This window comes from Planococcus sp. VCh962, from assembly GCF_057748275.1.
The window spans coordinates 22,456-37,744 of sequence record NZ_JBYLHS010000013.1 but is presented as its reverse complement, the minus strand read 5'-3'; the positions used below and the strand labels follow the sequence as shown (position 1 = coordinate 37,744).

14 protein-coding genes are annotated in these 15,289 nt (G+C 44.6%); all 14 read left to right on the top strand.

Going from position 1 to position 15,289, the window contains the following annotated elements; translation table 11 throughout:
* Positions 1-399: 399 nt before the first annotated feature.
* The 14 genes from AC3AQ9_RS19620 to mfd all read left to right on the top strand — a co-directional run bounded on the left by AC3AQ9_RS19620 (position 400) and on the right by mfd (position 15,264).
* Positions 400-1,182, top strand: coding sequence for a TatD family hydrolase (locus AC3AQ9_RS19620; RefSeq protein ID WP_488309161.1), 783 nt, complete (start codon positions 400-402; stop codon positions 1,180-1,182).
* A 73-nt stretch (positions 1,183-1,255) separates the two neighbouring features.
* Positions 1,256-2,599, top strand: coding sequence for a ubiquitin-like domain-containing protein (locus tag AC3AQ9_RS19615; RefSeq protein WP_488309160.1), 1,344 nt, complete (start codon positions 1,256-1,258; stop codon positions 2,597-2,599).
* A gap of 223 nt (positions 2,600-2,822) precedes the next feature.
* Positions 2,823-3,383: a ribonuclease M5 gene (gene rnmV, locus AC3AQ9_RS19610; RefSeq protein WP_488309159.1), complete on the top strand. Its 561-nt coding sequence runs from the start codon at positions 2,823-2,825 to the stop codon at positions 3,381-3,383.
* Positions 3,380-4,258, top strand: coding sequence for a 16S rRNA (adenine(1518)-N(6)/adenine(1519)-N(6))-dimethyltransferase RsmA (gene rsmA / locus AC3AQ9_RS19605; RefSeq protein ID WP_488309158.1), 879 nt, complete (start codon positions 3,380-3,382; stop codon positions 4,256-4,258). The genes rnmV and rsmA overlap by 4 nt, the downstream gene beginning before the upstream one ends.
* A gap of 163 nt (positions 4,259-4,421) precedes the next feature.
* A complete protein-coding gene (veg, locus tag AC3AQ9_RS19600) occupies positions 4,422-4,685 on the top strand; it encodes a biofilm formation stimulator Veg (protein ID WP_488309157.1) in 264 nt (87 codons plus the stop codon).
* Between the two features lie 145 nt (positions 4,686-4,830).
* Positions 4,831-5,694, top strand: a complete 864-nt coding sequence (gene ispE / locus AC3AQ9_RS19595) for a 4-(cytidine 5'-diphospho)-2-C-methyl-D-erythritol kinase (protein WP_488309156.1) — start codon at positions 4,831-4,833, stop codon at positions 5,692-5,694.
* Between the two features lie 56 nt (positions 5,695-5,750).
* Entirely contained in the window at positions 5,751-6,578 is an 828-nt protein-coding gene (gene purR / locus AC3AQ9_RS19590) for a pur operon repressor (RefSeq protein ID WP_488309155.1), read from the top strand.
* 1 nt (position 6,579) lies between these two features.
* Complete coding sequence (locus AC3AQ9_RS19585; RefSeq protein WP_488309154.1) at positions 6,580-6,957, top strand: RidA family protein; 378 nt, start codon at positions 6,580-6,582, stop codon at positions 6,955-6,957.
* Between the two features lie 433 nt (positions 6,958-7,390).
* On the top strand, positions 7,391-7,675 hold the full coding sequence (gene spoVG, locus AC3AQ9_RS19580; RefSeq protein WP_488309153.1) for a septation regulator SpoVG: 285 nt from the start codon (positions 7,391-7,393) through the stop codon (positions 7,673-7,675).
* A gap of 194 nt (positions 7,676-7,869) precedes the next feature.
* Positions 7,870-9,243 (top strand): bifunctional UDP-N-acetylglucosamine diphosphorylase/glucosamine-1-phosphate N-acetyltransferase GlmU, encoded by a 1,374-nt coding sequence (gene glmU, locus AC3AQ9_RS19575; RefSeq protein WP_488309152.1) that lies wholly within the window; start codon positions 7,870-7,872, stop codon positions 9,241-9,243.
* A gap of 51 nt (positions 9,244-9,294) precedes the next feature.
* Positions 9,295-10,230 carry a ribose-phosphate diphosphokinase gene (locus tag AC3AQ9_RS19570; RefSeq protein ID WP_488309170.1) on the top strand — a complete coding sequence of 312 codons (936 nt, stop codon included), beginning with the start codon at positions 9,295-9,297 and terminating at the stop codon, positions 10,228-10,230.
* A gap of 93 nt (positions 10,231-10,323) precedes the next feature.
* Positions 10,324-10,971, top strand: a complete 648-nt coding sequence (locus AC3AQ9_RS19565; protein WP_488309151.1) for a 50S ribosomal protein L25/general stress protein Ctc — start codon at positions 10,324-10,326, stop codon at positions 10,969-10,971.
* A gap of 103 nt (positions 10,972-11,074) precedes the next feature.
* Positions 11,075-11,638, top strand: coding sequence for an aminoacyl-tRNA hydrolase (gene pth, locus AC3AQ9_RS19560; protein ID WP_300990899.1), 564 nt, complete (start codon positions 11,075-11,077; stop codon positions 11,636-11,638).
* Positions 11,639-11,730: 92 nt separating this feature from the next.
* Positions 11,731-15,264, top strand: a complete 3,534-nt coding sequence (mfd, locus tag AC3AQ9_RS19555; RefSeq protein WP_488309150.1) for a transcription-repair coupling factor — start codon at positions 11,731-11,733, stop codon at positions 15,262-15,264.
* The last annotated feature ends 25 nt before the right edge of the window (positions 15,265-15,289 follow it).

Below are 15,289 nucleotides of genomic sequence, written 5' to 3'. Positions count from 1 at the left end.
CCGTTTTGGGTAGAGCGAGGACACATGCTCCTGTCTCTGCCTTGCATCTGCACCTGCGCCGCTGCGCTATGCGCTTCTTCGCAAAGGCTTGGCCACACAAGTTTCGGCCATTGCCTTAGGAGTTGTTTCAATGAATATCACAGCTAAAATTAATAGTTCACTTGGAACGGTAATAAAAGTCATCCAAATGGATGGCATAACAAGATGATTTAACCTTCAAAAGACCTGTATTTTATGCAGGTCTTCTTTTATTTTTTTGGATTTTATTGGATAAAAGCATCAGAAAATGACTTGATTTGTTATATAAATAACATGTTTTGTTATACAACTGTAATATGGGTGTGAAGAAAGAAACGAAGGAAACGATTAAAATAAGGTTTAATGTGAGGAGAATGCTTGATGTTCATAGATACCCATGTGCATTTAAATGCAGATCAATATGAAGAAGATTTAAATGAAGTGATCGACAGAGCTTTAGAAAACAATGTTACAAAAATGGTTGTCATTGGGTTCGATCGGAAAACGATAGAACGTGCTATGGAGCTTGCCGAGAAACATGATTTTATATATGCCGTAGTCGGATGGCACCCGGTAGATGCCATCGATTGCACAGAAGAAGATTTGAAATGGATTGAAGAGTTGGCGGCTCATGCAAAAGTAGTAGGAATTGGTGAAACTGGCCTGGACTATTATTGGGACAAATCTCCAAAAGAAGTGCAGCAGGAAGTATTCCGCAAACAAATTCGCCTTGCTAAAAAAGTCAGGTTGCCGATTATCATCCATAATCGGGATGCCACGGCGGATGTATTGCGCATACTGAAAGAAGAAGAAGCACAAGAAGTCGGCGGCGTTATGCATTGTTTCGGGGGCAGTGTAGAAACGGCACACGAAAGCATCGCCATGAACTTCATGATTTCACTTGGCGGACCGGTCACGTTTAAAAATGCTAAGAAGCCGAAAGAAGTCGCAACTGAAATTCCTCTCGAGCATTTAATGATTGAAACCGATGCACCGTATCTTGCACCGCATCCTTACCGCGGAAAACGCAATGAACCATCTTATGTCCCTCTTGTCGCAGCAGAGATTGCCCGCTTAAAAGGCATCTCCATTGAAGAAGTTGCCCGGATTACGACACGGAACGCAGAACAGTTTTTCAAATTAACAGAGCAATCGTCAAAATAAGAAAGACCCGCTTAAGTTGACACACTGAAATCGAGTCTATATAATCACTCAAGTGAATGAGGAGGAGTTATTTTTGACAAAACAAGAAAAAAATAGCAAGTCAGTTAATTTATATAAAGGGAAATCTTTGCTTGTTGCTATTGCCACGGTGTTAATGTTTGCTGCTGTTTTGACGTTCGCTATTTATGAGGGAACAAAAAATACGGTTAAGATGACTGCTAACGGCGAAACGACAGAAGTCAAAACACATGCCGACACAGTAGGGGCGTTTTTAGAAGAACAACAGATTCAAGTGGCTCAAGATGATTACTTAAGCCAGTCTGCAGATACAGTTATTGAAGAAGATACCGCACTGGAATGGGATCAGGCAGAGCAATATAAAGTATCGGTTGATGGCAAAGAAACAGCTGCCTGGACTACAGCCAATACAGTAAAAGACATTTTAGCGAAAGCGAATGTCGAAGTTACGGAACATGATAAAGTTACGCCTGCATTAAATGAAGAAGTAGATGAGGATACAGCGATTTCTGTTGAAAAAGCATACGAGGTAACTCTTGTAGATGGCTTGGAAGAGAAAAAAGTATGGTCCACCTCGACTACGGTCGCTGACTTTTTAAAACAGAACAAAATTACGCTAGGCGAACTTGACCGGGTTGAAAACGGAATGGATGAAAAAGTTGTTCCGAATTCCAAAGTCCAAGTAGTTCGTGTAGAAAAGGTCACCGATGTAGTGGAGGATTCTGTGAAATTTGCAGCAGAAACAAAGAAAGATTCCAAGCTTTTAAAAGGGCAGGAAAAACTTGTCCAAAAAGGCCAAAATGGAGTCGTCTCTAAAACTTATGAAGTTGTGAAAGAAAACGGCAAAGAAGTAAAACGTGATCTTAAGAGCGAAAAAACGGTCAAAGAACCGACGAAACAAGTAACGGCAGTGGGAACTAAAGTGGTTGTTGCCAGCGTTTCACGCGGCACCACTCCCAAAGCTTCCGAGAAACAAGCTTCGGCAGCGACGGTTAAACAAGCTTCCGCTCCTAAAGCGGCACCTGTTCAAAAAGCAGCGCCAGCCAAAAAAGCTGAACCTTCAAGAAAAGCTTCAGCGGCATCAGCCAAGGCTGCCGCACCAACTAGCGGCAAAGAGTTCTATGTATCCGCTACAGCGTATACAGCAAGCTGTGCAGGGTGTTCAGGCATCACAGCTACAGGCATTAACTTAAAAGCCAATCCAGGCCTTAAAGTCATCGCGGTAGACCCGAATGTCATTCCGCTTGGCTCTAAAGTATATGTAGAAGGATATGGTTATGCGGTTGCCGGAGATACGGGCGGAGCAATCAAAGGAAATAAAATCGACTTGTTTATGGCAAACCAATCAGATGCTATCGCATTTGGACGCCAGCAATTGAAAGTTACAGTCCTTAACTAATACAATGAGCACTTACAGCAAGGCTTTCTTGGGAGTTCCCGGGAAAGCCTTTTACTTATGTGCCCGCCTGCGTGTAGAATAAAGAGAAACTTTACTCAAAGGGGATACTTATCTGCTTTAAGTATTGATTGGGCCAATCAGGATTTTTAAAACATATTGCCCGTTTGGAAAAGCGGAAATCGTTAAAGCGGGGAAACAAGAAGTGTGGGAAAGAGGAACAAAAGTGAAAATCAAAGAAATAATCATAGTTGAAGGAAAAGATGATACGGTAGCAGTCAAACGTGCCGTAAATGCAGACACGCTTGAGACGAACGGTTCTGCAATTTCAAAAGAAACGCTGGTGCGCATTGCTCATGCTCAGCAAAAGCGGGGAGTCATCGTTTTTACAGACCCTGATTATCCAGGACAGCGAATCCGTGCTATTATTGAAGAACATGTGCCGGGCGTAAAGCATGCCTTTTTAGCAAAAGAAAAGACCATTGCGAAAAGCGGCAAAGGCCTTGGGATTGAACATGCCAAAGACGAAGACATCCGCGAAGCATTATCAGCTGTGTATACACCTCGCCAAACAGAGGAAGCGGTTGAAATTACCATGGAGGATTTAATGGACGCGGCATTGGTTGCGCATCCTCAAGCAAAAATGCGCCGGATCCGTTTAGGAGCTCTGCTCCAAATAGGCTATACCAATGGAAAACAGCTTCAAAAAAGGCTTCATATGTTTGGGATTTCCAAAACTCAATTTATTGAAGCTGTACAAGCGTTAAACCAGGAGGAACATTCATGACTAAAGATATTGCTACACCCATACGCACTCAGGAAATCATGGCGAAACATGGCCTGGCTGTAAAGAAAAGTCTAGGCCAGAACTTCCTGATTGATCCAAATATTTTGCGGAAAATTGTTGGCAAGGCAAAGCTGACAAAACAGTCTGCCGTAATTGAAATTGGGCCAGGCATTGGAGCTTTGACAGAACATTTAGCACGCGAGGCAGGAAAAGTATTGGCGTTTGAAATTGACCAGCGTCTGTTGCCGGTATTAGAGGACACTTTATCTCCATACGATAACATTTCAATTATTCACTCAGATATCTTGAAAGCCGACGTAGAGACTGCCATTAAAGAAGAGCTGGCTGGCTACGAAGACATCATGGTGGTGGCCAATTTGCCTTATTATGTAACTACACCGATTATCATGAAGCTGCTTCTTGAAAAGCTGCCGATTCGAGGTTTAGTGGTCATGCTGCAAAAGGAAGTGGCGGAACGCATTACGGCAAAGCCTGGCACAAAAGCTTATGGATCATTGTCGATTGCCATCCAGTATTACACCGAAGCAGAAATGGCGCTGACGGTGCCAAAGACTGTCTTTATGCCACAGCCGAATGTTGATTCAGCTGTTATTCGAATGATTAAGCGGCCGGAGCCTCAAGTAAAAGTGTTGGATGAAGATTTCTTTTTCATGGTGACAAGAGGATCGTTTGTCCAGCGCCGGAAAACCATTTTGAATAATTTGCAGACAGCCATGCCGCTCGGCAAAGAAAAGAAAGAGCTGATTTTAAAAGCATTGGAAGAAGCAGAAATTGAACCTTCACGCCGAGGAGAAACGCTTTCCATAAAGGAATTCGGTGTGCTTGCTGACAAACTATACCCTTATTTCGGGTAATATATAACATTTTTATTACAATTTCGGTCTGTTTTTTGAGTGTGACTGATATTTCGAATAAAAAAATATTGACAGTAGCGGTACAACGCTGATAAAATTAGAAATTTACTTGACCGGAGGGTCAAATTCTGGTAGACTTTGTCTATAGTGAGGTGTAGACAAGATGCCCAAAACTTTGGCGGATATTAAAAAGTCGTTAGACCTGCATTTAGGAAAACGATTGATTTTAAAGGCAAATGGAGGACGTAAGAAAACGGTCGAACGCGCCGGAATCTTGCGAGAAACGTATCACTCGGTGTTCGTAATTGAACTTGATCAAGATGAGCATTCATTTGAACGCGTGTCTTACAGCTACGCAGACATTCTAACAGAAGCAGTAGAAATTATTGTACATGAAGGAACAGAAGAAGCACTTGTTGTTAAATAATGAACGGCATTTATATTGTTTTTGAAACTCACAGCCCGTTGGCTTAACGGACTGTGAGTTTTTTTGTTTATTTTCGCCATTTTCCCCGAAGCGCCCTGCGTGTGTTAAAATAGTCTTCATCAGAATATAAAAAGGAGGCAGTGGGATGCTCTACGTAAAGGCGCCTGCCAAAATCAATTTAACGTTAGATGTTTTACATAAGCGCCCGGATAACTATCATGAGATTGAAATGATCATGACGACAGTCGATTTGGCTGATCGAATCGGGTTGAAAGCAACCGAAAGCGGAATTTACATTGAATCTGCTGATCGCTTTGTTCCAAATGATTCCCGCAACTTAGCTTACCAGGCAGCTCAGTTGATGAAAGAAACATACGGCATTAAATCAGGAGTCATTATTTCATTGGACAAACAGATTCCGGTTGCAGCTGGACTGGCAGGAGGGAGCAGCGATGCTGCTGCCACTTTAAAAGGATTGAACCAATTATGGCAATTAAATTTGTCACTCGATGAACTGGCCGAACTAGGTGCGAAAATCGGTTCGGACGTATCTTTTTGTGTCTACGGCGGCACTGCACTGGCAAAAGGACGCGGGGAAATTATACAAGAGTTGCCCGTTCCGCCTAATTGCTGGGTGATTTTAGCCAAGCCGACCATTGGGGTGTCCACAGCGGAAGTTTACGGTGCGTTTGACGTGAAAAATGCACAGCATCCTAATACAGCAGAAATGATTGAAGCGCTCGCTACAGGTGATTACAATGCCATGTGCGCTAATTTAGGCAATGCATTAGAAAGTGTTACATTAAATCTCTATCCGGAAGTGGCTCAGATCAAAGATCAGATGAAGAAATTTGGAGCTGATGCGGTGTTGATGAGCGGAAGTGGCCCGACGGTCTTTGGGCTGGTCCAGCAGGAAGCTCGGATTCCACGCATCTACAATGGGTTAAGAGGGTTCTGCACAGAAGTTTATGCAGTGCGTTTGATCGGGGAACGAGAGCCACTTGCTTAAATACGTACATTTATGGTAAATTTTCTATAAATCATTCGTGTTTAGGAGAGGGTAAGATGAAGTGGAAGCGCAGTGAACGGTTAGTTGATATGACGCATTATCTTTTGGACCATCCACATAAATTAATTCCCCTTACATATTTTTCGGATCTCTATGAGTCGGCCAAGTCTTCAATCAGTGAAGATTTGGGAATCGTTAAAGAGACGTTTGAAGAAAAAGGGATTGGGTTATTAATGACCGTACCGGGTGCGGCCGGCGGCGTGAAGTATGTACCGAAACTTCACAAAGAAGAAATTAAAGGGATTATGGCTGAACTGATAGAAGTGTTAAGCCAATCGGATCGGCTTTTGCCTGGCGGATACTTGTACATGACAGACGTCCTTGGCAATCCAAGCATTATGAACCGGATCGGCAAGGTTTTTGCTACCGCTTTTGCTGATGAAAAAATTGATGTGATTATGACGGTCGCCACTAAAGGGATTCCGATCGCCCATGCCATTGCCCGCCATCTGAATGTCCCGGTCGTTATTGTCCGAAGAGACAGCAAGGTGACGGAAGGCTCGACTGTCAGCATTAATTACGTTTCAGGTTCTTCCCGGCGCATTCAAACGATGGTGCTGTCTAAGCGCAGCATGAAGAGCGGTCAGCGTGTCTTGATCACCGATGACTTTATGAAAGTCGGCGGAACGATGAATGGCATGAAAAATTTACTCGAAGAATTCGAATGCACACTGGCAGGAGTAGCCGTATTGGTAGAAGCGGAGCATTCCGACGAGCGCCTTGTTGAAAAATACTTGTCACTCGTTAAATTGCATGAAGTCAGTGAAAAAGAACGGACGATTGCGTTGGAAGAAGGAAACTACTTTACTAATGGAGGGTTTTAAAATGAAATTTGTAGCGACAGACAAAGCAGCAGCGGCCATCGGGCCTTATTCACAAGGTGTTATCTCTGGAGACCTATTTTATAGTTCAGGGCAGATTCCATTGACGCCGTCAGGAGAAATGGTTGAAGGCTCAATCGTTGATCAGGCCCATCAGGTATTCGCTAATCTTAAGGCCATTCTGGCAGAAGCAGGTTCATCTTTAGATAATGTCATTAAAACAACTGTGTTCATCAAGGACATGAACGATTTTGCAGCACTTAATGAAGTGTATGCATCTTATTTCGGCGATCATAAGCCGGCACGTTCGACCGTAGAAGTAGCCCGTTTGCCGAAAGACGCAAAAGTGGAAATCGAAGTAATTGCAAAAATCACAGCGTAAACCAAACCATCCTACGGGGTGGTTTTTTTATTGCAATCCAAGTAAGACAACTGATTTTCAACTGTTGAAATTCCGCAAAACAGCTCCGCTTTCCTGCGGGCTTGTCCCGAGTGGATTTCGGCACTTCGTCGCTACGCTGCCCCGCGGGAGTCTCCGCTGTTTGGCTCCAAATCTATGTAAAGTAGTAGACAGAGAATTGGATAGGTAAACAGCTCTCTTATAGAAAGCTTCTCCAGCGCCGGCGCATCCAGAGGCTAAGAGGGAGCCATGCCCAAAGCGGTATTAAAAGTCGATTCCTTTAATTCTTTTTATATAAAAATCATTAAGTAAATTTTCTAATAAATTATGTAATTTATGAAGGAGATTAGTCCCTGGCGGCGAATTACATATATTAGCAACATAAAAAGCATCTAAGAGGAAAGGTGGTGACACAATGGAAGTAACCGACGTAAGGCTTCGGCGTGTACAAACAGATGGCCGGATGCGGGCAATCGCTTCCATCACACTGGACAACGAGTTTGTTGTGCATGATATCCGGGTGATTGATGGCAATGAAGGATTATTCGTCGCTATGCCAAGCAAGCGTACCCCTGATGGAGAATTTAGGGACATTGCCCATCCAATCAACTCGAATACCCGTAATAAGCTTCAAGAAGCTATTTTAACTGCATATCACCAAAGCGAAAATGACCCGGTCTTTGAAGAAGCTGGAGTTTAAACGCGCCACCTCACGAGCCTTCTATTACAGATAGGGCTCTTTTTTTTGTTGCCTGTTGATAATGTCATGGTATTGTCATGCTCTGAAACCTTGAATAATCAAGGTTTTTCGGATATAGTCAATAAGGAAAAGCTAAAATATCCATTGCCATAATGAAATAGATAACAGATGACTTGATTGGAGGACCTGATTACATGACGAATACATATGCAGTAGTATTAGCCGCTGGACAAGGAACGCGAATGAAGTCAAAACTTTATAAAGTGCTTCACCCTGTTTGCGGCATGCCAATGGTTGAACACGTTACAAACAACGTGTCACAGCTGGGCGTTGAAAAAATTGTGACAATTGTCGGCCATGGCGCTGAAAAAGTCCAAGAACAGCTCGGATCAAAAAGCGAGTATGCACTTCAGGAAGAGCAATTAGGGACAGCGCATGCGGTTCAGCAAGCCGCTTCATTGATCGAAGGGTTGCCTGGAACGACATTAGTGGTTTGCGGGGATACCCCTCTGATCCGCCCGGAAACGATGGAGGCATTGCTTAGCCACCATGCAGAAACAAACGCAAAAGCGACTATTTTGACAGCTATTGCGGATAACCCTGCCGGATATGGACGAATTCTGCGCGATGAGGCTGGAAGCGTCTCAAAAATCGTCGAGCAGAAAGATGCTTCCGTTGAAGAGCAAAAAGTGAAAGAAATCAACACAGGCACTTACTGCTTTGATAATCAGGCGTTGTTCGAAGCGTTAAAACTGGTTTCAAACAACAATGCCCAAGGCGAGTATTATTTGCCGGATGTCATTGAAATTCTGCAAAAGCAGGGAGAAGTTGTGGCTGCTTATGCTACGGACAGTTTTGATGAAACGCTTGGTGTTAATGACCGTGTAGCTTTGAGTGAGGCGGAGCGCATCATGCGTGCCCGCATCGCAGAAAAACATATGCGTGCCGGCGTTACTATTATCGATCCAGCTACAGCTTATATCAGCGCCGAAGCGGAAATTGGTGCGGATACAGTTCTTCAGCCGAATGTAATTATTGAAGGAAACACTAAAATCGGGGCTGACTGCCTTATTTCTTCAAATAGCCATATTGAAAACAGTATAATCGGCGACCGGACGGTTATCCGTTCATCGCATGTCTACGACAGTACGGTGGGCAACGACACAGCAGTTGGACCTTTTGCGCATCTCCGGCCGGAGTCGCAATTAGGAGACGAAGTGAAAATCGGCAACTTTGTCGAAGTGAAAAAATCCGAGCTTGGGAATGGCAGCAAGGTTTCGCATTTAAGCTATATCGGAGATGCGAATGTTGGCACAAACGTCAATATTGGCTGTGGCACCATAACTGTCAATTACGATGGCAAGAACAAGTTTCTCACAACGATTGAAGATGACTCGTTCATCGGGTGTAATTCAAACCTGATTGCCCCTGTTACTATCGGTAAAGGCTCTTACGTAGCCGCAGGATCAACTATTTCTAAAAATGTGCCGAGCGATGCTTTAGCGATTGCACGCGCACGTCAAGAAAACAAAGAAGGCTATGTAAAAAAATTAAATTCAAGAAAATAATAGGAGGCTACACACGAAATGAGTTATCAAATTGATGCAGCAACCACTAAGATGAAAATTTTCGCATTAAATTCAAATCCGGAATTAGCGGAGGAAATTGCCAAGCACGTCGGTTTGCCGCTTGGAAAAAGTTCAGTTACCCACTTCAGTGATGGTGAAATCCAGATTAATATTGAAGAAAGTATCCGTGGCTGTGACGTTTTCATCGTGCAATCAACCTCCGAGCCGGTCAATGAGAATTTAATGGAACTGCTGATCATGATTGATGCAGTAAAACGTGCCTCTGCCCGTACTGTGAATGTTGTAATGCCTTATTATGGCTATGCTCGCCAAGACCGCAAAGCGCGTTCACGTGAACCGATCACAGCTAAATTGGTAGCAAACCTTCTGGAAACAGCAGGAGCCACACGCGTCATCGCACTTGACCTGCATGCGCCTCAAATTCAAGGCTTTTTTGATATCTTGATCGACCACTTGCTGGCAGTGCCTCTTTTGTCGGATTATTTCTTGAATGACAGCGGCATCGATTTGGATAACGTCATTATCGTTTCGCCGGATCACGGTGGTGTAACACGGGCGCGTAAAATGGCAGACCGCTTGAAAGCCCCGATTGCTATTATCGATAAACGCCGTCCGCGCCCGAACGTAGCAGAAGTCATGAATATTGTCGGGAATGTAGAAGGGAAAACGGCTATCATTATTGATGACATTATCGATACTGCCGGAACCATTACAATTGCTGCCAGCGCATTGGTCAAGAGCGGCGCAAAAGAAGTGTACGCTTGCTGTACACATCCAGTTCTTTCAGGCCCTGCAGTCGGACGGATCAACGAGTCTGTCATTAAAGAATTGATTGTGACAAATTCAATCGCTTTGCCTGAAGAAAAGAAAACTCCGAAGATCAAACAGCTTTCTGTTGCCAAATTGATGGCAGAAACAATTGTCCGTGTTCACGAACAAAAATCAGTCAGCACGTTGTTTGATTGATCTGAATAAATACTCATAAGTCCTTTATGTTTGGTTTTTCTGGAGTAGGGTAAATATCCTCTATGGACAACTAAAACTGGAGGATGAGAATATATGACGTCGAAAATATCAGTGCAAAAAAGAGACAGTGCTACACCTCACTCTACATTAACGGAATTACGCAGGCAGGGAATCGTGCCTGGAGTCGTTTACGGCTACCAGACAGAAACCATTCCTGTATCAGTTTCGGAAATCGATTTGATTAAAACATTGCGTGAATCTGGACGCAACGGGGTTATTAACCTGGAAGTAGAAGGGAAAACACTGAATGTCGTATTAAGTGATTTCCAACGGGATGCGTTAAAAGGAAGTTTTAAGCATGTAGACTTCTTGGCAGTTAATATGTCAGATGAGCTTGAAGTGTCCGCTGCTGTGCATTTAATCGGTGAATCACCTGGTGAAAAAGAAGGCGGAGTGGTTAACCAGCCGAATCGTGAAGTTTCGATTAGAGTTAAACCTGCCGATATTCCAGATGCGCTTGAAGTGGATGTATCCAACCTGGCCATCGGTGACCACTTGACAGTCGGAGACATTCGCGGAACTGTTTCTTATGAAATTTTAGATGAAGACGATTTTATCCTTGTATCCGTAACCGCTCCTCGTACACAAGATGAATTGGATGAGCTTGAAGCCCCAACCGGTGAAGGCGCTCAACCCGAAGTAATCGGCGGCGAGCCAGCGAATGACCAGAATAAGGATTAAGTTAGCAAAATAAAGGGGCTGTCTCAGGACAGTCCCTATTTTTCTGTTTTCATGTACCGATATGGTAAAATAATAAGCAGTGAAAAAGTAAAGGAAGATTCTTATGAAACTGATTATCGGCTTGGGGAATCCTGGCAAAACATATGAGCAGACACGGCATAATATCGGGTTTAAAGTGATTGATTACCTGGCTTCCAAATGGAATGCACCTTTGACGCAGAACAAGTTTAAAGGCATGTATTCCATCATTCACCGGCCTGAAGGAAAAGTGATGCTGTTAAAACCGCTCACTTATATGAATTTATCCGGAGAAAGTGTCGGGGCGCTGATGGACTATTACGATATAGATATCCATGACATTGTCGTCATCTACGATGACTTGGATTTGCCGACTGGCCAGTTGCGGCTCCGCCAAAAAGGCAGTGCGGGCGGCCATAATGGCATCAAGTCATTGATCCAGCATTTGGGGACTCAGCAATTTAACCGGATCCGCATCGGCATCAGCCGTCCTCCAGCAGGCATGAAAGTACCGGATTATGTCTTGTCACGCTTTTCGGAAAGTGAAATTCCGGAAGTTGCAGAAGCAGTCAAACAAAGTGCTGAAGCATGTGAGTTATGGCTGTCAAAACCGTATTTGGAAGTAATGAATAATTTTAATGGATCATAAATTCGCTTTGGCGCTGATGGCGTTCAGGGCTTTTTTCTGTTTCCCGGATGATATATAGCATTACCTTATTCAATTTGAAAGGAGGAATCTTGATGAAACAGATTTTGCAGGCGTTTTCAGAGGATTCCCATATACAGAAATTCATAGCGGATTTGAAAAAAGGCCGTGATCATCATTTGATTTCCGGACTTACGGGCAGTGCCCGGCCGGTTTTTTATCAAACGGTCTGGTCCGATTTGCAATCACCTTTATTGGTTGTAACGCCCAATCTATTGAATGCGCAGCGTGTCTACGATGATTTGGTTAAATTAATGGGGGAAGAGCTCGTTCATCTTTATCCGGCGGATGAGCTGATAGCGGCAGATGTTTCGTTTTCAGGACCTGAACTACGAGCTCACCGCATCGATACACTTAATCATATGCACAGCGTCGGAACAGGAATTTACATCACTCCAGTCGCAGGCATGCGCAAATTGATGCCTTCTCATGAACAATGGGAGCTTTCTACTTTGCAGGTGGCAGAAGGCGAAGAAATCGATACGGATCAATGGCTGTCAAAACTTGTGGCGATGGGTTATTCCCGCACATCGATGGTAACAACGCCGGGCGAGTTTGCCTTACGTGGTGGTATTCTTGATATTTACCCTTTGAACTTCGAGCATCCAGCCCGTATTGAGCTGTTTGATACCGAAGTTGATTCAATCCGTCTGTTTTCGGCAGAAGACCAGCGCTCTCTCGAAAAACTGAAGTCGTTATGCATTTTGCCGGCAAGTGAATTAGTGCTGTCCAGAGGGCAAAAGCTGGATTTAGCTGATCGGTTGGAAGAGCAGCTAGCGGCTTCTTTGAAGAAAATCAAAGCGGAAGATACAAAAGAAGCTTTGCTGCTGCATATTCAGCACGACATTGATATGCTGCGGCAAGGCAATATGCCGGATCAAGTGGCTAAGTATGCAGCATTAGTCGAATCCCAATCCGCTTTTTTAGGCGATTACTTTCCGGCCGACGGCATCGTGTTGTTCGATGAACTTGGCCGGATTCAGGAAATGACTGAAACATTGGAACGCGAAGAAGGCGACTTTATCATCTCGCTTCTGGAAGAAGGAAAGTTTCTTCAAGGAGTCCGGTTGTCGTATGCCTTTCGTGAAGTGCTTACTAAAATCAAGCAAAAGATGGCATTTTTGTCGCTGTTTGTCCGGACCTTTCCAACGGTCCAAATCAAGAATTCAATCACTTTTTCTTGCAGGCCCATGCAATCTTTCCATGGCCAGATGAATTTATTGAAAGCGGAAGTGGAACGCTGGGAACAAGCGAAATTCCAGGTATTTATCGTAGCGGAAGGTGACGAGCGCTTACGAAAAGTTCGATCCGTGCTGGAAGACTATGAGATGGAAGCGGAAATCGTCAATTCATCCACTCAGCTCCAAGGCGGCAAAATGTATTTGATCGACGGTGATTTGTCCGCCGGTTTTGAAATGCCGCTGCAGCGGTTGGCCATCATTACCGATGGGGAATTATTTAAAAAACAAGCGAAGAAAAAGACCCGTCCGCAAAAATTGACGAATGCAGAACGCATTAAAAGTTACTCGGAAATCAAACCGGGCGATTATGTGGTCCATATCCATCACGGGATTGGACGGTATATCGGAATCGAGACACTGGAAATTGGTGGAGTCCATAAAGATTATTTGCATATTGTCTATAAGGCGGATGATAAATTATTTGTACCAGTCGACCAGATTGACCTGATCCAGAAATATGTAGCTTCCGAAGAAAAAGAGCCGAAATTGCATAAAATGGGCGGGGCAGAATGGAAAAAGACACGCAAGAAAGTGTCAGCCGCCGTTCAGGATATAGCAGATGATCTTATTAAATTGTACGCTGAACGCGAAGCATTAAAAGGTTATGCGTTTTCTGAAGAACAGGATATGCAGCGGCAGTTTGAAGCTGAATTCCCCTATGAAGAAACGGTCGATCAGCTGCGCTCGATCAATGAAGTCAAGCGGGATATGGAAAAAGAACGGCCAATGGATCGCCTGATTTGCGGAGATGTAGGTTACGGCAAGACCGAAGTGGCAATCCGTGCTGCCTTTAAGGCGGTGCTCGACGGAAAACAAGTGGCATTTTTGGTGCCGACCACCATCCTTGCCCAACAGCATTATGAAACAATGAGTGAACGCTTCAAGGATTACCCGATAGAAGTAGGCCTCATGAGCCGTTTCCGTTCAAAAAAGCAACAGACTGAAACCGTCAAAGGCTTGAAGAACGGTTCGGTTGATGTGGTGATCGGGACACACCGGATTTTATCAAAAGACATGGCCTATAAAGATTTAGGCTTGCTGATCATAGATGAAGAACAGCGTTTTGGCGTTACCCATAAAGAGAAGATCAAACAAATGAAAACGAACGTCGATGTGCTGACGCTGACGGCTACACCAATTCCGCGGACGCTCCATATGTCGATGATCGGAGTCCGCGATTTGTCCGTTATCGAAACGCCGCCGGCAAACCGCTTCCCGGTTCAAAGCTATGTCATGGAATACAACGGAGCACTTGTCCGTGAGGCCATTGAGCGGGAGATGGCACGCGGCGGCCAAGTATTTTTCTTGTACAACCGAGTGGATGATATGACCCGCAAAGTGGAAGAAATCCAGGCATTAGTGCCGGAAGCCCGGGTCGGCTATGCACATGGCCAGATGTCGGAATCGGAACTGGAATCGGTGATACTTGGTTTCCTAGACGGCGATTACGACGTCTTAGTAACGACTACCATCATTGAAACCGGTATTGATATTCCGAATGTTAATACGCTTATCATTCACAACGCAGACCGGATGGGCTTGTCACAGCTTTATCAATTGCGTGGCCGCGTCGGCCGCTCAAGCCGTGTGGCATATGCTTATTTCATGTATCAGCGGGATAAGGTGCTGACAGATGTGGCAGAGAAACGTTTGATGGCCATCAAGGAATTTACTGAACTTGGTTCGGGCTTTAAAATCGCTATGCGTGATTTATCAATCCGTGGGGCGGGCAATCTGCTCGGTTCGCAGCAGCATGGCTTTATCGATTCGGTCGGTTTTGATTTGTATTCTCAAATGCTTGAACAGGCCATTGAAGAACGCCGCACGGGCATCAAGAAAGAAGAAATTCCGGAAGTGGAGATTTCGCTTGATATCGATGCCTATATCCCGGACAGTTATATTGGCGACGGTTACCAGAAAATCCAGATGTACAAACGCGTCAAAGGCATTGAAGAAGTTGAGGAAGTTGCCGAACTGCAAGACGAACTGATCGACCGCTTTGGCGATATGCCGATTGAAACAGACCGCCTGCTGCGCATTGCCCGCATGAAAATCTGGGCGCGCCAGACCGGCGTCGAAACGATCAAACAAAACGGCAAGCTGATTTCGATCCGTTTGTCAGAAGACGGCACAGCTGCCGTTAACGGCGGCAAGCTGGTGGAAGAATCAGCAGCTTACGGGCGTGCAGTCGGATTCAGCATGTCGGGCCAGCAATTGGTCATGACCATTGACGAAAACAAATCCGGCAAGCAGCATCCGTTTGATGTGCTGGAAGGCATGATGAAACTGATTCCGGAATCACTCCGCGAAGAAAAAACGGTCAGTTAATTTTGAAGAGGGAATGAGTGAAGCC

What these genes read in the sequence shown, in the direction of transcription:
- AC3AQ9_RS19620 (WP_488309161.1), top strand. Translation starts at nt 400, where the DNA reads ATGTTCATAGATACCCATGTGCATTTAAATGCAGATCAATATGAAGAA.
- rsmA (WP_488309158.1), top strand. Translation starts at nt 3,380, where the DNA reads ATGACTAAAGATATTGCTACACCCATACGCACTCAGGAAATCATGGCG.
- veg (WP_488309157.1), top strand. Translation starts at nt 4,422, where the DNA reads ATGCCCAAAACTTTGGCGGATATTAAAAAGTCGTTAGACCTGCATTTA.
- ispE (WP_488309156.1), top strand. Translation starts at nt 4,831, where the DNA reads ATGCTCTACGTAAAGGCGCCTGCCAAAATCAATTTAACGTTAGATGTT.
- purR (WP_488309155.1), top strand. Translation starts at nt 5,751, where the DNA reads ATGAAGTGGAAGCGCAGTGAACGGTTAGTTGATATGACGCATTATCTT.
- AC3AQ9_RS19585 (WP_488309154.1), top strand. Translation starts at nt 6,580, where the DNA reads ATGAAATTTGTAGCGACAGACAAAGCAGCAGCGGCCATCGGGCCTTAT.
- spoVG (WP_488309153.1), top strand. Translation starts at nt 7,391, where the DNA reads ATGGAAGTAACCGACGTAAGGCTTCGGCGTGTACAAACAGATGGCCGG.
- glmU (WP_488309152.1), top strand. Translation starts at nt 7,870, where the DNA reads ATGACGAATACATATGCAGTAGTATTAGCCGCTGGACAAGGAACGCGA.
- AC3AQ9_RS19570 (WP_488309170.1), top strand. Translation starts at nt 9,295, where the DNA reads ATGAAAATTTTCGCATTAAATTCAAATCCGGAATTAGCGGAGGAAATT.
- AC3AQ9_RS19565 (WP_488309151.1), top strand. Translation starts at nt 10,324, where the DNA reads ATGACGTCGAAAATATCAGTGCAAAAAAGAGACAGTGCTACACCTCAC.
- pth (WP_300990899.1), top strand. Translation starts at nt 11,075, where the DNA reads ATGAAACTGATTATCGGCTTGGGGAATCCTGGCAAAACATATGAGCAG.
- mfd (WP_488309150.1), top strand. Translation starts at nt 11,731, where the DNA reads ATGAAACAGATTTTGCAGGCGTTTTCAGAGGATTCCCATATACAGAAA.